Here is a 17,361-nt window from a genome sequence, read left to right as displayed (position 1 = left end):
GATTTGAGATCTGAGATCGGCACGTGGCGGAACGACCACTCGCTGGCGCTCGTAGCTACAGCCCTGGGGGCGCGCTCAACCCGCGCTACGCCTTCTTCTTCCAGCGGCGGTCTTCCTTCAATTCCAGGTGACGCGTTTCGACCAGCACGCCGGCGACGGCGGGATGCGACCGGAGCAGTTGGAAGCTGGGGGCGTTGAGTTTCCACGTGAGCGCGGTGCTGGCTTCGGCGATCGGCGCGACGCGACCCTCGAACAGAAAGGCGAACTCAACGCGCGTGTCGCCGACCTGTTTGTTCAGCGTTTCCCGCAGCTGGCGCAGGAAGGCCGGGACTTCGCGGTGCGCGGGGTGGAGCAGCCAGGTGACCTTCTTCACCAGCCCTGCGACCTGGGCGTCGAGGGGGTAACACTCCTTCACGTTGATGCGCGCGCCCTCCTGGTTCACGAGGATGTTGCCCTGCACGAGCACGAGCGCGTTTTCGGCGAGGTTCTGGCCGTAGGCGGCGAAGCCGTCGGCAAACATGTTCAGTCCGAGCGAGGCGCGCTTGGTGGCGAGGGTGAACGAGACCCACGGGCGGTTGTCTTTTTTCGACAGGCGCTTGGCGAGATTGCTGGCGATACCGCAGAGGCGGAACTCGACGCGATCGCCCTGCAGCAGCAGTTGATCGACGGGATACGTGTCGATGGCCTCGGCGAGCCCGTTGTAGTTGTTCATCGGATGCCCGGTCACGTAGAAGCCGAGCAGCTCCTTCTCGAACGCGAGGCGCTCGGCGGGCGGGAAGTCCTCCGCTCCTGCGGAGGATTTGAGATCTGGGATCTGAGATTTGAGATTCCGAGCCGCAGGCTCGGGCGCGGCGAGCATGTCGAGGAAACTGTGCTGGCCGGCGGCCTTGTCGCGGGCGGCGGAGATCGCGCCGGCCAGCGCGGCGTCGATGCCGTCGAAGAGCTGCTTGCGCGACGCACCGCTGTAGTCGAACGCCCCGGTCTTTACCAGGTGCTCGAGCACGCGCTTGTTGATGGCGCGCCCGTCGATGCGTTTCGCGAAATCGGCGAAGTCGACGTACGGGCCGTTCTTCTCGCGTTCGGCGATGATCTGCTGCGCGGCGAGTTCGCCCACGCCCTTGACGCCGGCGAGACCGAAGCGGATGGCGGCGTTGGCGGAGGCGAAGGCGGCTTCGCCGCCAGTTGAGAGTTGAGGGTTGAGGGTGGAGAGAGGCCGTCCGTTGGCCGTGGATTTACTCTCAGCTCTCAACTCCGGACTTTCAACTCGCGGCGCGGCTGCGCCGCGGAAAACGGGCGTGAACATCTCGCGCGATTCGTTCACGTCGGGGCCGAGGACCTTGAGGCCCATGGCCTCGGCCTCGGCGACGAAGTGCGACACCTTTTCCGCGTTGCCGAGCTCGGCGGTGAGCACCGCGGCCATGAACTGCACCGGGTAGTTGGCTTTCAGATACCCGGTCTGATAGCTGATCACCGCGTACGCGGCGGAGTGCGACTTGTTGAAGCCGTAGCTCGCGAATTTGTTGAGCAGGTCGAAGATCTCGTTGGCCTTCTTCTCGTCGATGTTGTTCACGCGTTTTGCGCCCTCGACGAACTTGATGCGCTCCTTCGCCATGGCCTCGGCGTCCTTCTTGCCCATCGCGCGACGCAGCATGTCGGCGCCGCCGAGCGTGTAGCCGGCGACGATTTTCGCGCACTCCATGACCTGCTCCTGGTAGACGATGATGCCGTAGGTCTCCTTGAGGATCGGCTCGAGCAGCGGGTGCGGGTACTCGACGGTCGAGGGATCCTTTTTGCCGCGCGCGTAGTCGGGGATGAACTGCATTGGGCCCGGCCGGTAGAGCGCGCCGACGGCGTTGATGTCGTCGATGTTCGAGATGCCGACGAGCTTCGACGCGTTCTGCATGCCGCCGGACTCGAGCTGGAAGACGCCGATGGTCTTGCCGGCATTGAGGAGTGAATACGTCTTCGGATCGTCGAAGGGGATCTTCTCGATGTCGAAGTCCGGCGTCGCGGTGCGACGGATGTTGTCCACCGCGTCGGAGATGACCGTGAGCGTCTTCAACCCGAGGAAGTCCATCTTCAGCAGGCCGAGCTTGCCGACGGCGTTCATGTCGAACTGCACGGTGACGTCGCCTTCCTGCGAGGTGAGGGGGACGAATTCGTCGAGCGGCTTGTCGGTGATGATGATGCCGGCGGCGTGCTTGCCGGTGTTGCGGACCATGCCTTCGAGCACGCGCGCCTGATCGAAGATGCGTTTCGCGATCGGATTGCGGGCGACCTCGTCGCGCAACTCCTGTGACTTCGTCAGCGAGTCCTCGAGCGTGATGTTGAGCTCGTCGGGGATCATCTTCGCGAGGCGATCGGCGTCGGCGAAGGCGAGGTTATGGACGCGCGAGACGTCGCGGATCACCATCTTGGCGCCGAGCGTGCCGTAGGTGATGATGTTGGCGACGCACTGGTCGCCGTATTTTTTCCGCACGTAGTCGATGACCTCGCCGCGGCGGCGCATGCAGAAGTCGATGTCGAAGTCAGGGGGCGAGACGCGCTCGGGATTGAGGAAGCGCTCGAAGAGCAGCTTGAAGCGGATCGGGTCGAGATTCGTGATGCCGAGCAGGTAGGCGACGAGGCAGCCGGCGCCGGAGCCGCGGCCGGGGCCGACAGGCACGCCGTGTTCCTTGGCCCAGTTGATGAAATCCCAGACGACGAGAAAGTAGTCGACGAAGCCGGTGACGGTGATGATCGAGAGCTCGAAGCCCATGCGGACGGCGAGCTCTTCCTCAAGCGTGAGACCGCTGTAGTCGGGTGCCTGGGGCTTCTGGCCGGCGGGCAGGTTGGTGAGCTTGGCGAGGCGTTCGGCGACGACGGGGTGGGCGATGATCGGTGCGTAGTCGAAGCCGTAGCGCCGCTTCAGGCCGACGACGCACAGCTCGTGCAGGTAGCCGGCGCGGTCGGTGGTGACTTCGGGCGGGAGCGGGTACTTCGGGTAACGCTCGCTGCCCTTGGGAAACGGGATCGCCAGCTCGCACATTTCGGCGACGAGCTGGGTGTTCGTCACGGACTCCGGCACTTCGGCGAAGAGCTTCGCCATCTCATCGCGCGACTTCAGGTAAAATTCCTGGCCGGTGAACCGCATCCGCTTCTCCTCTTCAATCTTCGCGCCCGTCTGAATGCAGAGCATGGCATCGTGCGGGCCGGCGTCGGTGTTGCGGACGTAGTGAACGTCATTGGTGCAGATCACCTTGAGGTTGAATTCCTCGGCGATTTTGAGGAGGCCCGGGATGATTTTGATCTGCTCGGGGATGCCGTGGTCCTGGATCTCGACGAAATAGTTCTCGCGACCGAAGATTTCCACGAAGCGGCCGCAGGCCTGGCGGGCTTCCTCGTAGCGGTCGTGCAGCAGGTGCTGCGGGACGAGCGAGGCCAGGCAGCCGGTGAAACCGATCAGTCCGCCCGCATACTTCGACAGGGTCTCGAAGTCAGTCCGGGGCTTGTAATAGAAGCCGCGCAGGTGGGCGTCGGAGACCAGCTTGAGGAGGTTTTGGTATCCGGTGAGGTTCTTCGCCAGCAGGCCGAGATGGAAAATGGTCTTACCCTCGTCGGCAACGCGGCCGTTCTTTTCCAGCCGGGAGGTTTCGACGAGGTAGAGTTCGCAACCGATGAGGGGTTTGATGCCCTTGGCTTTGGCCTGCGTGTAGAACTCAATCGCACCGTAGAGGTTGCCGTGGTCGGTCAGCGCCATCGCACTCATGCCGAGCTCGGTGGCCCGGTCCATCAGACGGTCGATCCGACAGCAGCCGTCGAGGAGACTGTAGTCGGTATGGACGTGAAGGTGGACGAAATTTTTGTCGACGGTCGGCACGCGGATTTCAAACAAGCCGCTCGGCGGTGGTGCGCAAGGCCAACCCGCTGGCGGCGGCTTGGCCGCCGCGATTTGAGATTTGAAATTTGAGATCTGAGATGCCGCGGCGCCTGAGTGCGGAATCCATGCAAAAATCCCGTTGACGCCGCCGCGGCAGGGTGGCCTATTTCTCGGCTTTTCCTTTCACCACTCGTCCGTCTACGACAGTCCTCATGTCCATCGAAATCAAAATCCGCAAGAACGAGCCCATCGACCGTGCGCTGCGTCGCATGAAGAAGAAGCTCGATCGCGAGAACATCATCAAGGGCACCCGCGCGAAGCGTTACTTTGAGAAGCCCTGCGAGAAGCGCCGTCGGAAGGAGAAGGTCCAGGCCTTCACCCAGATGCTGCGCCGCCGTTACGCCGAATAAGGTTCGCTGACGGATGTTGAACTGAATTTACGCCGCGCCTCCACGTTTGTGGGGGCGCGGTTTTTTTGTTGGTCGCGGAGCTGCCGGCCTTTGGCGCGGTCCGTGCAGTGACCATGTCCGAGCCTGTCCCCGCCGTGAAACCCATCCTCGCCCTTTCGACCAGCTGGTGTTCGCACCGGCACCAGGACGGCTATGCGATGATCAAGGAGATGGCGGGACTCGGCTTCGACCACGTGGAATTGAGCCACGGGATTCGCATCACGCTGGTGCCGGGCATCCTTCGGGCGGTGGAGGAAGGCCTCGTCAGGATCAGCTCGACCCATAATTTCTGTCCTTTGCCCACGGGGGTGATGCAGGCGGCGCCGAATCTCTTCGAGCCGTCGGCGCGGGAGGTCCGGGAGCACGACCAGTGGCTCCGGCACACGCGGCGTTCGATCGACTTTGCCGCCCAGGTCGGCGCGCAGGTCCTAGTGTGCCACCTGGGCAGCGTGACCTTCTTCTGGTTTCACCCCGGCCGGAAGCTCCGTCGCTATCTGGAGGAACACCCCGACGCCGGGCGTCGGCCGGAGGACAAGGCCTACGCCGCTCTCCTGCGCAAGAGCCTCGCGAGCCTGCGCCGGCGGATGCCGCCGTTCTGGGCGCAGGTGAAGGCCAGCATCGCCGAGGTGATCGACTATGCGCGCCAGAGGGGCGTGAAGCTCGGGTTCGAGAACCGCGAGAAATTCGAGGAGTTGCCGCTCGATGCGGATTACGCCGAGTTTCTGGCGGAGTTTCCGGCGGCCGCCCCGGTGGGTTACTGGCACGACACCGGTCACGCCGACATCAAGGCTGCGATGGGGCTGCTCGAGCACCGGTCGCACCTGCAAGCGCTCGCGCCGCGGACGATTGGGTTTCACCTTCACGACGTCGACGCGCAGGGCCACGACCATCAGCCGATCGGCGGCGGGCAGATCGATTTCGCCATGGTCAGTGCATTCTGGCGGCCGGAGCACCTGCTCACGCTCGAGTTGAGCCCGCGGGTGAGGACGGAAGACGTCGTGCAATCAAAGCAGCGGATCGAAGCGTTGGCCGCGAAGTAGTCGCGACGCGGCGTTGCCGGCGATGCGGCCTACTGTGGTTGAGAATGATCGCTGCTGAGCGACGGCGCGGGCCGGCCGCATCACTATTTCGCTTGTTGGCCGGGAGCGGCGCGCGTTTCCTCGCTCGTTCGTCCGCTTTTCTCCGCGCCTTGACCCGTGCGGAAAATGCCGCCTCCAACCCCTAGCTCGTCGTCCGCCGCGCCTGCCTCCTCGGGTGGCCCGCTGGATCCGAAAACACCCTGCATGACCACCCCGCTGCCCCGCACTGTACGTTTCCTTTTCGGTGCGTGCCTCCTCGCCACGACGCTGCTGACACTGTCCTCGCTCACCAGGGCCCAATCCGCCGCCACCGGTTCCATTGAAGGCCGCGTGTTCGATCCGCGCCGCGGGGAGTTTCTCCCGAACGCGCGCGTCACGGTCGAGGGCACGACGATTACCGCGCTGACCGATGACACCGGCGTTTACCGCCTGGTGAATGTGCCGGCGGGCACGGCGAAAGTGTCCGTTTTCTACACCGGTCTCGGCGTTCACTCGGAGACGGTAGTCGTGACCGCCGGGCAGATCGCCCAGCGGGATGTGTCCTTGGCCGCCGCCACCAAGGCCGCGGATCCCGGCAAGGAGGTCGTCACGCTCGAAAAGTTCGTGATCACCACGTCGAAGGAGATGGACGGTGCCGCGCTGGCGATCAACGAGCAGCGCTTCGCGAAGAACATCGTGAATGTGGTCTCGGCCGACGAATTCGGCACGATCGCCGACGGCAGCATCGGAGAGTTCATGAAGTTCCTGCCGGGCATCACGAGCGACTACACCGGCGGCGACGCCCGGCGCTTTTCGATCAACGGCGTGCCGGCGGACAACGTGCCGATTTCCATGGGCGGCTTCGACATGGCGAGCGCCGCGGGCGCGGGCACGCGTCGGGCCGTCGAACTTGATCAAGTTTCGATCAACAACATCTCACGCATCGAAATCAACCGCTCGCCCACGCCGGACACGCCGGGCTCGGCGCTGGCGGGCGCGGTGAATTTCGTGCCACGCAGCGCGTTTGAGCGCAGCAAGCCCTCATATAACTACAGCTTCGCGTGGCTGATGAAGGACGCGGAGCGTTCCTTCGGTCGGAAGTCACCCGGACCGGGCTGGGGGCAGGAGACCTACAAGATTCATCCCGGCTGGGATGTGTCGGCGGTGGTGCCGGTGACGAAGACCTTCGGCTTCACGATTTCGGGTGGCTACTCGCTGCAGTACACCCCGCAGGCCAACACCGCCATGCAGTGGATCGGTGCCGGCACGGCGTCGAATGCCACGGCGACGGCGCTCACGGGACGGCCGGCCACCACGCCCGACAATCCGTATCTCGCGATTTTCTCGTGGCGCGACAGCGGCAAGAACACGTCGCGCGAGTCATTCGCGACCACGGTCGACTGGAAGCCCACGCGCACCGATCGCTTCTCGTTCGGTTTCTCCTACGGCATGCTGCGCGAACACTTCGCGACCCGCACGCAGACGTTCACGATCAACCGCGTCGCGCCGGGCAACTGGACGCCCGACCACACCTGGGGCATGGTGAGCACGTTTCCCACCACCGGCACCGCCATCAATGCCGGCCAGTACACGCTGTCCAACGGCGGTCGTATCCGCCCGGGCCGCACGATCACGCCGTCGCTGCGTTGGATCCACGACGGCCCGATCTGGAAGTCGGATGCCGGCATCGCCTACGGCAACTCGCGCATCCACTATCAGGACATCGACAAGGGCGCCTTCAACGGGATGACCGTTCAGCGCAACAACGTCCAAATCCTCTTCGACGACATCTTCTACCTGCGCCCCGGCAAGATCACCGTGCTCGACCACCTCGGTCGGCCGGTCGATCCCACGCGACTCGAGAACTACTCGCTCGTCTCGGCCAACAGCAACCGGCAGCGCACCTACGACACCACGCGCCAGGCCTACTACAACGTCCGCCGCGACTTCACGGTGCGCGACATTCCAGTGACCTTGAAACTCGGCAGCGACATTCGCACCAAGGTGCGTGATCTGCGCGGCCCCGCCGGCGGTCTCGAGACCTACACCTATGTGGGCGCTGACGGCCGCGCCAGCACGACCCCCACGACGCAGGCCGGCTTGATCAATGATGACAACCCGACTCGATTCCTGGACGTCGCGTATTCGGAGCGCATGCCCGACTTCGGCCTGCCGAAGCAGCAGCAGGTCGACAACGGCAAGCTCTGGGCCGACTACGTCGCCAATCCCACGCATTGGACGCGGAACGCGAACAACGACTACATCGCCCTCGTCAATAATTCGAAGCGCGCCGAGGAAATCATCTCGTCGCTCTTCGCTCGCGGTGACGTCTCGCTGCTCAACAACCGCCTGCGCATCGTCGGCGGCGTCCGCGCCGAGCAGACCAACATCGACGCCGTCGGACCGCGCAATGATCCGACGTTGAACTACCAGCGCGACGCCAGCGGCAACGCGCTGCGCGGGCCGACCGGGGCGCTGCTGCTCAAGGTGCCGACGAACGCCGGTCTTCCGTACTCCCAGCTCACGCTGCTCGATCGCGGCGCCCGCGCCAAGAAGGAGTACCTGCGTTTCTTCCCGAGTGTGAATGCGAGCTATAACTTCACCGACGGCCTGATTGGCCGCGTTGCGTATTCGCAGTCGGTCGGCCGCCCGGACTTCAACCAATATTCCGGCGGCGTCACGCTGCCCGACCTCGAGAATCTCAACCCCAACGCTCGCATCACGGTGAACAACGCCTCGATCAAGGCGTGGCAGGCGGAGACTTACATGGCGCGACTCGAGTATTATTTCGGCACCGTCGGCAGCCTGTCGTTCGGCGCCTTCATCCGCGACTACCAAAACTTCTTCCTGAACGTGACCAGCGTGGTCAGTTCCGATTTCCTGGAGACCTACGGACTCGATGCCGAGGAGTACGGCTCAATCCTCACGGTCACGCAGTTCAACTCACCCGACGTGATCCGGCAGCACGGCTTCGAGATCGACTACAAGCAGGCGCTCACGTTTCTGCCACAGTGGGCGCGCGGCGTGCAGATCTTCGCGAACATCAGTTCCCAGCGCGCGAAGGGCACGGACAATCTTCAGGACATGAATCCGTTCACGGCCAACTGGGGCATAAGTCTCACGCGCCAGAAGTTCAATATTCGCATCAACGAGAACTATCGCGGCATCCAGCGTCGCGCGCTCGTGACCGGTGCCAGCATCGAGCCTGGCACGTACAACTACCGGCCGAAGCGGCTCTACATCGACGTGACCGGCGAGTATTATCTGAAGCGAAATCTCGGTCTCTTCTTCGCGTTTCGGAACATCGGCGCGGCCACGGAGGACACGAAGATTTACGGCCCGAACACGCCGGCATTCGCGAAATTCCGCCAGCGCGACGACTACGCCGGGCTCTGGACCGCGGGCATCAAGGGATCGTTCTAATCCGATTCGCGCCGGCCTCCGTGGAGGGTGGGAGGACGATGCGCCGCAGATTCACGGGGTGCGCCGGGCGAGAATCTCGGCCACCCAGCGGCGGTGCGGGCCGGAAAGGGTGAGCGCGTCCAACTGATCGAGCGGCACCCAGACAAGATCGGGGCGCGTCGCGGCGCGCGCCACCTGCGGCGGAGCGCGATGGATGCATTCGGTAATCTGATACCGGGTGATCCCGCGCTTTTTCCGGGCGATGAGTTCGCCCTGGATGGCGACGGCCTCGGTCAATCCGGCATGTTCCGCGGTCGGCAGTTCGTGCTGGTTGGCGAGGCGTTTGGCGCCGGGCGGGGCGCGGTGCAGCAACAGGGCGCCGTTGCGCTCACACCACACGCGCACGACGGTGCGTTGTTCCATCTGCTTCGGCGCGAGCCGCGGAAAGGACTCGGGCTCACCCTGGCGAGCGCCCGCGCAGAGCTTTCGCACCGGGCAGGTGAGACAGAGCGGCTTTTGCCGGAAGCATACCGTTGCGCCGAGTTCCATCATGGCCTGATTGTGATCGCCGGGCGCGGCGGGCGGCAGGAGGGCCTGGGCGAGGGGCGCAAAGACTTTTGATGCGGAGGCTGAATCGCGGTACTCGGTCGCGTCCGCCGTCAGGCGCGCGAGGATCCGCACGACGTTGCCATCGACGCAGGCCGCCTGGGCGTCGAACGAAATGCTGGTGATCGCGGCGGCGGTGTAGGGACCGACGCCGGGCAGTTCCTGCCATTCGGCGGGCGTGCGGGGCGGGGTGGCGCGCGCGGCCAGCGCCTGGGCGAGGCGGTGGAGATTGCGCGCGCGGGAATAGTAACCGAGGCCTTCCCAGAGTTTCAGGACGCGGGCTTCGGGCGCGGCGGCGAGAGCGGCGAAGTCAGGCAGGGCGTCGAGCCAGCGCGCGAAGTACGGAAGTACGGTTTTCACCTGCGTTTGCTGCAGCATGAATTCGCTGACGACGGTCTTGTAGAGTGACGGCGCCTCGCGCCACGGGAGCTGGCGCGCGTGAATCCGGTACCAGCCGAGCAGGGCGGATTGGAATACGGACTTCGCGGCGACGAGCGCCTCGGCATGAGAGCGTGGCATCCCTGAACCATTGCCCACGGAACACACGGAACACACGGAAGAAAACCCGCCTTCCGTGTATTCCGTGGGCAAACCCGGTTTGGGATCGTTTGGATTCCGGCCGGACGTCGGGTTCTTTTCTCCTTTGCGCTTTCCGCGGGTTTTTGCGGCTGTTCTCGGCGATGCCCAAACAGTTCAACGACGAACCGGAAGCGCCCAAGAAGCTCGCCTCGTACACGGTGAAGCTCGATGACGCGCAGATGGAGAAGCTGCGGGCGATTTGCTTGGCGCGTGGCTGGACGCCGTTCGAGGTCGCGTACACGCGTTTCGCGTTCAAGGCCGAGCACCTGAAGATCAACCTGTCGGCCTACACCAGCGGCAAGGTCGTGATCGCGGGCAAGGGCACGGAGGATTTCGTGCGCGACGTGGTGGAGCCCGAAGTCACGGGCGCCCCGAAACTCGGTTACGATGAGGTGTTGCATCCCGACTGGTTCGAGTCGCACGCGGGGCTGGACGAGAGCGGCAAGGGCGACTTCTTCGGGCCGGTGATTGCCGCGACGGTGATCGCGGACCGGCCGGCGATCGAGTCGTGGATCAAGGCCGGCGTGAAGGATTCGAAGAAGATCGCCGAGACGCAGATCATGAAGCTCGACCACATCATCCGGGAGACGAAGGGCGTCGCGGTGCGCACCTGTTTCTGCGGGATGCCGAAATACAATGAGCTCATGGCGCGGCCCGGCGCGAATCTCAACCGGCTGCTGGCTTGGCAGCACGCGACCGCGCTCGACCAGGCACTCGCCGAGAAACGCGTGCCGTGGGGTTTGCTGGATCAATTCACCGAGCAGCCCCTGACGCAGCGCGAACTCGCGAAGAAGGGAGTGAAGGACTTTGATCTGCGCATGCGCACGAAGGCCGAGGAAGACCCTGTGGTCGCGGCGGCGTCGGTCGTCGCGCGCGCGGAATTTGTGCGCCAGATGCACCTGCTTTCGAAAAAGCTCGGCGAAAAACTCCAGAAGGGCGCCGGTCCGCTGGTGAAGGAACAGGGCGCGCGCATCATCGCGAAGTTCGGCGCGCGCAGCCTCGGGGAGTTTGCGAAGCTGCATTTTCGCACGGCCTACGAAGTCGTCGCGGCGGCGGGAAAACTGGAGGAACTGCCGCTGCCGGAGCCGCGCGAGAAGATGGAATGGTAGGTGGATTGCGGATCGGGGATTTCGGACTGCGGACGTCGGATGGCGGATCGGAGGGCCGCGCGGGATCGCGGCGGACGGCGGTGATTTGGTTTTCCGCCCGTTGGCTGCTCGGCTGTGGCTTGCGCCTGCGGTTTCGATTCTTTCACATCGCCGGATGAAACGCCGCCAGCTGCGCGGCTTTGATCTCAAGCAAATCACCGGAGTCAACCACCTGATCGGCGTCGATGAAGTCGGCCGCGGGGCTTTCGCAGGCCCGGTCGTCGCGGCCGCCGTCGTGGTGTCGCGGGAGTTTCTCGAGAGCCGCTGGGCGGTGACCAAGAGCAACCGGATCAACGATTCCAAGCTGCTCTCGGCGGAGCAGCGCGAGGAGTTGTGGAGCGAGTTCGAGACATTGTCGGGCGAGGGCCGGATTCACGCGCACTATGGCCTGGCGAGCGTGGACGAGATCGCGCAGTTTAATATTCTGGGCGCGACAAAACTGGCGATGCGGCGGGCGCTGGGCGGGATGTATCCGCCGGAGGCATTCGAGCGCAGACGGGAGGAGCCGGATCTGTTTTCGAGTAGCGAGGAGCGCACGACGTTTCAGCCCGCGGTTTCGGCGCGCGTGCTGATCGACGGACTCCCGCTGCGGGGCTTTCCGTACCCGCACTCCGCGTTCGTGAAGGGGGACGCGCGGTCGTTGTGCATCGCGATGGCGTCGATTGTCGCCAAGGTGACCCGCGATCGGATGATGGTGGCGCTCGATGCAAAGTTTCCCGGCTACGGCTTTGCGCAGCACAAGGGCTACGGCACCGAGGAGCACCGCGACGCGGTGCTGCGCATCGGCCGGTGCGCGGAGCACCGCGAGGCGTTCCTGCGGAAGCTGCTCGCGACCCGGGTTGATCCCGCCCAGATGGACTTTCTGGCCGAGTAGGTGGGTGATCTGAGATCTGAAATTTGAAATCTGAGATTTGAAGGCCGAACCCTGAACTCTGAAAGTTGAGCTTTGAAATCTGAGATCCACCCAACCCATGCCCGTTAAAAAACACTCTTCGCTGGATCGAGTGCTGGGAAGGCTCGACACGCTCGATTCCGTCAATCTCTCCAATCTGGTGCAACGCCTCGCCCGCGAGCGCGGCGTCTTCGAGGAAATTTTCAACACGCTCCAGGAGGGCATTCTGGTGGTGCGCGACGACGGTGCGATCGACTATGCGAACGCGGCCGCGGAACGCTTGATTGGACTCGGGGGCGGGGACGAACTCGCCGGTCAGGTGCTCTGGCGGCTGGTGCCCGGGCTGCGCAACTCGCTCGGAGCGGCGCTCGACAACGAACTCGGCGGACGAGCCGCGCCGGTGGTGGCCAGGGAGTTTGAGCTGACGTATCCCGAGCCACGCATGGTGCGGCTCTACATGGTGCCGTTTCGCGCCTCCGGCGGCACGCCGGCGCGGCGCTACGCGGTGATCCTCTCGGACGTCACGAAGGAGAAACAATCGACCGAGGCGCGGATCGAGAGCGAGCGCACCTCGTCCATCCTGCTGCTCGCCGCGGGCGTCGCCCACGAACTGGGCAATCCGCTCAACTCGCTGACGATTCACCTGCAGCTGATGGAGCGAAAGCTCAGGAAGTTGAAGGCAGCGAAGGAAACGGAATCGCTGACCGAGTCTGTGCGCATCTGCCGCGACGAGGTGACGCGGCTCGACGGCATCATCAGCAACTTCCTGGAGGCCATCCGGCCGCGCCCGCCGGATCTGGCGGAAACGGATTTGAACGAAGTGCTCGCCGAAGTGCTGCGTTTCCAGCATCGCGAGCTGGCGGATCGGGGCATTGCGGTCGAGGCCGACACGCCGGAGCTGCCCCGCGTGCTGGCGGACCGGAATCAGATCAAGCAGGTGTTTTTCAACATCACGAAGAACGCGATGGACGCCATGCGGCCCGGCGGGAAGTTGAAGATCCGCTCACGGGCCGACGATGAGTCGGTGTTCCTGTTGTTCGCCGATAGCGGCAGCGGAATTAAGCAGGAGGATCTCGGCCGGCTGTTTCAGCCGTACCACACGACCAAGTCGGGCGGCCACGGGCTCGGCCTGATGATCGCGCAGCGCATCATGCGGGAGCACGGCGGCCAAATTGGCCTCGATAGCAAGGAGAACCTCGGGACGATCGTGACGCTGCAGTTTCCCCGCAAGGAACGCCGCGTTCGGATGCTGCAGAGCTGATCCGTCGGAGTCTTACTTCTGCGCCTTCTCGAATTCCTTGCGCAGCGATTCGGTGATGACGTTTTTCACGATCACCACCTGCTGCTCCTTCTTGCCGCCAGAGCGGACCGCCAGCTTCAGGGGGATTTCATCGCTGGTGACGCCCAGCTGGGAAACCATCGGATCGAGCACGCCCTTTTCGCCCGGAGCGATGGTGAGTTTGGGCGGACGCACGGCAAAGTTGCCCAAGTCGGAGTTGACCTCGGTGACTTCGATTTCGATCGGCTCGGTCCCCTTGTTTTCAAAGAGCACGCGCAGGGTGACGGGCGGCATCGGACTGCCGGCGGCGCGGCGGGCGCGGGCCTGGCGGATGTAATCTTGCATCGCCTCTTTTTGCTCCTCCTCGGAGTCGCCATAGCCGCCGATGTTGTAAACTTCCGTGAAGGCGCCGGCCTCGTCGCGCTTGTTACGCCGGCCGTCTTCGAAGGCACCTTCAGCGCGCGGTCCGCCTTTTCCGCCCTTGCCGCCGCGGGCGGGGCCGTTGCCGCGATCAAAACCGCGACTCACTGTGGCGAGCGCCGTGATTTTGCCCTCGAGGAAGGCACCTTCGCCACGCATGGCGACCGGGCGTTCGACCGACTGTTTGGACGCTTCTTCCAGCATGAGATCGCGAGGCGTGGAGCCCGAGCCGCAACCTCCGAGCAGTCCTATTCCTCCGAGCAGGGAGACCACCGTTAACAACTTCGGAAAATGCGCCGGATTCTTCATGGGATTTCGTTCGACGCCCAGCCGAGGGGAAGGTTGCAATGAATGCAAGGACGCGCCGCAGAGCGGCGAATCTTTCTGGCGTTTCCCGCGTCTTGCTGCTCACACCAATGCACGCTGCATGGAATCCAATTCACCGACTGCGCTGGCCGATTTGGTTCGGCGGGCTCAAAAGGGCGACGAAGCCGCCCAGCGAGAGCTCATCATCAGCTACCAGCATCGGGTTGCAGGCTTTGTCTATGCCATGACGAGCCGCAGCGATTACGTGGAGGATTTGTCGCAGCAGGTGTTCATCAAAATGGTGCGCGCCCTCGACCGCCTGCAGGCGCCGGCGCAGTTCGAGTCCTGGCTCTTCCGGCTCGCGCGCAACACGTGCATCGATCAGCTCCGGCGGCAGAAGCTGCGCCGGATTTTTCTCCCGTTCGGGGAGGAGCATGAAAATATTCCGGAGCCGCCCGGTGCGGTGGGCTCCGAGGAACTCGACGCCCTGCGCCATGCGCTCGGCCAGTTGCGTCCCCAGGACCGGGCGCTACTGGCGCTCGTGCAGGAAGGTCGCAGCCACGCTGAAATTGCCGAAACACTCAGTACCAGTGTCGCCGCGGTGAAAGCTCGCCTCCACCGCGCCCGGGAACATCTTCGCGAGCATTACCAGCCCGATCATGAAACCTGAAAAAGACGCCTGGAACGCGCTCAACGCCCACGCTGCCGCGCAGCTCAAGGGCGACTTCGCCGATCGTGTGCTGCGGGCCGCTCGTGGACCGCAGGCGGAAACATGGCAGGAGCTCAACGCCGCCGCCGCCCGCCAGTTGCGGCCGGGGTTTGCCGACCGCGTCCTTCGCGCCGCGCGCGCCGCCGCCGACATGCCTTCACTCGCCAGCCAGTTTGCGCTGAGCGCCGTCACCGCGGCCGTCTGTCTCGCTGCCGTCATTTTCATTCACCAGCGCAACGTCAACGCGGCCGACGAACGCAACCTCGCCGAATGGCGGCAGGTGGTGTCGGTGGCCGAAGAGTTTGAAGCAGGGGTGCTATGACCCAACGGCTCTTCGTCGCACTGCTGACGGTCGGGGTGTTCCTTGCCGGCTACGGCGCCCGCGTCTGGACGGAGCCGAGTCAGGCCGTGCCGCCGGTACCCGCCGCGCTGGCGCAGGAATATGTCAGGGCGATGCCGGCAGCGACCGACAGCAAGAGCCGGCGTCAGCTGGATCGCGCCAAACTGGTCGCCGAGATCGAAAAGCTGCGGCCGCAGATCATCGCGTACACAGCCCGCGTCGAAGAAATCAACGCCGAGTTCGATCGTGAATTCGTGCAACTCCTAACGCCGGCGCAGCGGGAGAAATTCGGGCAGTTCCAGAAGAAGCGTGCCGAGCGCGACGCGAAACGTCTCGCCGATCGCGCGCCGCTGTCCGACGAGGATATCCAGCGGGAGAAGGAAAGCCCGCTCACGTTCATTTACTGGATGGTCACGGTGAATCCGCGACTCGAGTGGCTCACGAAGGAATACTCCCTAGACGCCCCGCAGCAATCGACGGTCCGTTCGCTCCTCGCGCTCCGGCGCAACAAGTTCATCGCGCTTTTCGATGCCACGCCGCATCCGAGCATCCGGCTGAGCCGGCTCGCGCCGCAGATCGAACGGGTCGCGGCGCCGACGAAGAAGTAGGCTTCTGGTTTCAAATTTGAGATCTGAGATCTGAAATTTGAGATCCAAGGCGAGCAGTGAGATCTTGAATTTCAGATCTCAGATCCATAGGTAAGATCGAGTCTGCAGAAAATTGAGTGGAGCAGCGTGCCTCGAACGCCACAGTGGCCGCATGGCCAAATCTCCGCTTGCCGGACTCAGTGTTCTGCTCCTCGAGGATGAAGTGCTGCTGCGCAAGCGGCTCACGGGCTTCCTCGAGAAAGAGGGCGCGGAAGTCACGGCGGTGAACACGGTGGCGGCGGCGCGTCAGGCGCTGGCAGGGAGTTCGTTCGAGGCGGCGGTCATCGACGTCAACCTCCCGGACGGCCGCGGCACGGACCTGTTGCGCGACAAACTTTTTCCGCCCACGACCAATGTCATTGTGATGACCGCCGAAGGTGGCGTCGCCGGTGCCGTCGCCGCCTTGCGTGCGGGCGCCGCGGATTATCTCGTGAAACCGTTCGACCTCGACGAGCTGCCCGTCCGCCTCGCTCAGGCGCGACGGTTGCGGCAGGCGAAACGCGCCGACGAGTTTCGCAAGGGCCAGCAGACCGAACTCGTGTTTGGCGAGAGTCTCGCGGCCGTGCGCGAGCAGCTGGCGCGCATCACGACGGCTGATCGTCGCCTGAGCGGACCGTTGCCGCCGGTGCTGATCGAGGGCGAGACGGGCACGGGCAAGACCGCGATCGCGCGCTGGATTCACCGGCATGGACCGCGTGCCGACGAACCGCTCGTGGAACTCAACTGCTCCGCGCTCCCGGACGCGCTGGCGGAGGCCGAACTGTTTGGGCACGAACGCGGGGCCTTCACCGATGCGAAGGCCGCGCGGATTGGCCTCATGGAGGCGGCCGACGGCGGTACGCTCTTCCTCGACGAACTACCCAGTCTCGCACTCGGCCTGCAGGCCAAGCTGCTCACGACGCTCGAGGATCATATGCTGCGTCGCGTCGGCGCGTCACGGCCGATCCCCGTGGACGCGCGCATCATCGCCGCCACGAATCTCGATCTGCCCGCGCTGGTGAAGGCGGGGAAATTCCGCGAAGACCTGCTGCATCGGCTCGATCTCTTCCGCGTCCGCCTGCCCCCGCTGCGCGAACGCGGCAGCGACATCATCGTCCTCGCCAACGAACTGCTCGGCCGCGTGACGCGGCGGTACGGCTTGAAGACGGTGCACATTCCTGCCGAAGGCCGCGCACGGCTGCTCGCCCACCGCTGGCCGGGCAACGTCCGCGAGCTGGCGCACGAGATTGAGCGCGCGGTGGTGTTCGGCGGCGATCGCGGACTCTTGTTCAGTCATTTGGGCGTGGCGACGGGCACGGGGGCGGGTGCGGAGTGGCTGCGCGACGACTTTGTATTTCCCGAAAGCGGCTTCTCGATGGAGGCGGCGATCGACGAACTCGTTGCGCACGCGATGCGTCAGGCGAATGGCAACGTCTCCGGCGCGGCGCGGCTCCTCGGCGTGTCCCGCGATGTCGTGCGTTACCGGCTCAAAGGGGGGCGGGAGAACGGCAGGATTGGGGAATAACTCGCGTCGATGAGTAAGACTTGGGCTTTTTTCCCCATTCCAGCGATGCTAGCCGACCGGGCGCGAATGGCATTACTCATTACCATGCAGCGAGAAGATGCAGGGGCATGGGGTTGGCACGGCCAGTGCAACGAGGGCGGTACACCTTGAGCACGTCGCTTAC

13 protein-coding genes are annotated in these 17,361 nt (G+C 64.3%); 10 read left to right on the top strand and 3 right to left on the bottom strand.

Annotated elements, in window-relative coordinates; genetic code table 11:
• Window positions 1–85: 85 nt before the first annotated feature.
• The gene (dnaE, locus tag ACLJEU_RS18930) at window positions 86–3,859 is read right to left on the bottom strand and encodes a DNA polymerase III subunit alpha (RefSeq protein ID WP_457795274.1); all 3,774 of its coding nucleotides are present in this window, start codon (window positions 3,857–3,859) and stop codon (window positions 86–88) included.
• A gap of 212 nt (window positions 3,860–4,071) precedes the next feature.
• Between dnaE and rpsU the strand changes: the two genes are divergently transcribed.
• From rpsU to ACLJEU_RS18915, 3 genes are all read left to right on the top strand, one after another.
• A complete protein-coding gene (rpsU, locus tag ACLJEU_RS18925; protein WP_414659945.1) occupies window positions 4,072–4,269 on the top strand; it encodes a 30S ribosomal protein S21 in 198 nt (65 codons plus the stop codon).
• A gap of 134 nt (window positions 4,270–4,403) precedes the next feature.
• Window positions 4,404–5,348: a sugar phosphate isomerase/epimerase family protein gene (locus ACLJEU_RS18920; protein WP_414659946.1), complete on the top strand. Its 945-nt coding sequence runs from the start codon at window positions 4,404–4,406 to the stop codon at window positions 5,346–5,348.
• Window positions 5,349–5,591: 243 nt separating this feature from the next.
• On the top strand, window positions 5,592–8,789 hold the full coding sequence (locus tag ACLJEU_RS18915) for a TonB-dependent receptor (protein WP_414659947.1): 3,198 nt from the start codon (window positions 5,592–5,594) through the stop codon (window positions 8,787–8,789).
• 51 nt (window positions 8,790–8,840) lie between these two features.
• On the opposite strand, the gene ACLJEU_RS18910 is transcribed toward ACLJEU_RS18915, so the two are convergent.
• Entirely contained in the window at window positions 8,841–9,893 is a 1,053-nt protein-coding gene (locus tag ACLJEU_RS18910; protein WP_414659948.1) for an A/G-specific adenine glycosylase, read from the bottom strand.
• Window positions 9,894–10,054: 161 nt separating this feature from the next.
• Between ACLJEU_RS18910 and rnhC the strand changes: the two genes are divergently transcribed.
• The 3 genes from rnhC (at window position 10,055) to ACLJEU_RS18895 (ending at window position 13,254) form a co-directional block, all read left to right on the top strand.
• A complete protein-coding gene (rnhC, locus tag ACLJEU_RS18905; RefSeq protein WP_414659949.1) occupies window positions 10,055–11,062 on the top strand; it encodes a ribonuclease HIII in 1,008 nt (335 codons plus the stop codon).
• A 154-nt stretch (window positions 11,063–11,216) separates the two neighbouring features.
• Complete coding sequence (locus tag ACLJEU_RS18900) at window positions 11,217–11,975, top strand: ribonuclease HII (RefSeq protein ID WP_414659950.1); 759 nt, start codon at window positions 11,217–11,219, stop codon at window positions 11,973–11,975.
• A 97-nt stretch (window positions 11,976–12,072) separates the two neighbouring features.
• The gene (locus ACLJEU_RS18895; RefSeq protein WP_414659951.1) at window positions 12,073–13,254 is read left to right on the top strand and encodes a two-component system sensor histidine kinase NtrB; all 1,182 of its coding nucleotides are present in this window, start codon (window positions 12,073–12,075) and stop codon (window positions 13,252–13,254) included.
• A gap of 12 nt (window positions 13,255–13,266) precedes the next feature.
• On the opposite strand, the gene ACLJEU_RS18890 is transcribed toward ACLJEU_RS18895, so the two are convergent.
• The gene (locus ACLJEU_RS18890) at window positions 13,267–13,896 is read right to left on the bottom strand and encodes a hypothetical protein (protein WP_414659952.1); all 630 of its coding nucleotides are present in this window, start codon (window positions 13,894–13,896) and stop codon (window positions 13,267–13,269) included.
• Between the two features lie 223 nt (window positions 13,897–14,119).
• On the opposite strand from ACLJEU_RS18890, the gene ACLJEU_RS18885 reads away from it, so the two are divergent.
• From ACLJEU_RS18885 to ACLJEU_RS18870, 4 genes are all read left to right on the top strand, one after another.
• The gene (locus tag ACLJEU_RS18885; protein WP_414659953.1) at window positions 14,120–14,668 is read left to right on the top strand and encodes an RNA polymerase sigma factor; all 549 of its coding nucleotides are present in this window, start codon (window positions 14,120–14,122) and stop codon (window positions 14,666–14,668) included.
• Window positions 14,658–15,029, top strand: a complete 372-nt coding sequence (locus tag ACLJEU_RS18880; protein ID WP_414659954.1) for a hypothetical protein — start codon at window positions 14,658–14,660, stop codon at window positions 15,027–15,029. Before ACLJEU_RS18885 ends, ACLJEU_RS18880 begins: the two co-directional genes overlap by 11 nt.
• Window positions 15,026–15,655 (top strand): hypothetical protein, encoded by a 630-nt coding sequence (locus tag ACLJEU_RS18875; protein ID WP_414659955.1) that lies wholly within the window; start codon window positions 15,026–15,028, stop codon window positions 15,653–15,655. The genes ACLJEU_RS18880 and ACLJEU_RS18875 overlap by 4 nt, the downstream gene beginning before the upstream one ends.
• 151 nt (window positions 15,656–15,806) lie before the next feature.
• A complete protein-coding gene (locus tag ACLJEU_RS18870) occupies window positions 15,807–17,198 on the top strand; it encodes a sigma-54-dependent transcriptional regulator (RefSeq protein WP_414659956.1) in 1,392 nt (463 codons plus the stop codon).
• Window positions 17,199–17,361 lie beyond the last annotated feature (163 nt).

The sequence above is a fragment of the Terrisphaera buseokensis genome (genome assembly GCF_047521145.2).
GTDB lineage: Bacteria > Verrucomicrobiota > Verrucomicrobiia > Opitutales > Opitutaceae > ER46.
Note: the sequence above shows the minus strand (reverse complement) of the source record. Positions and strands in the feature narration are given on the sequence as shown.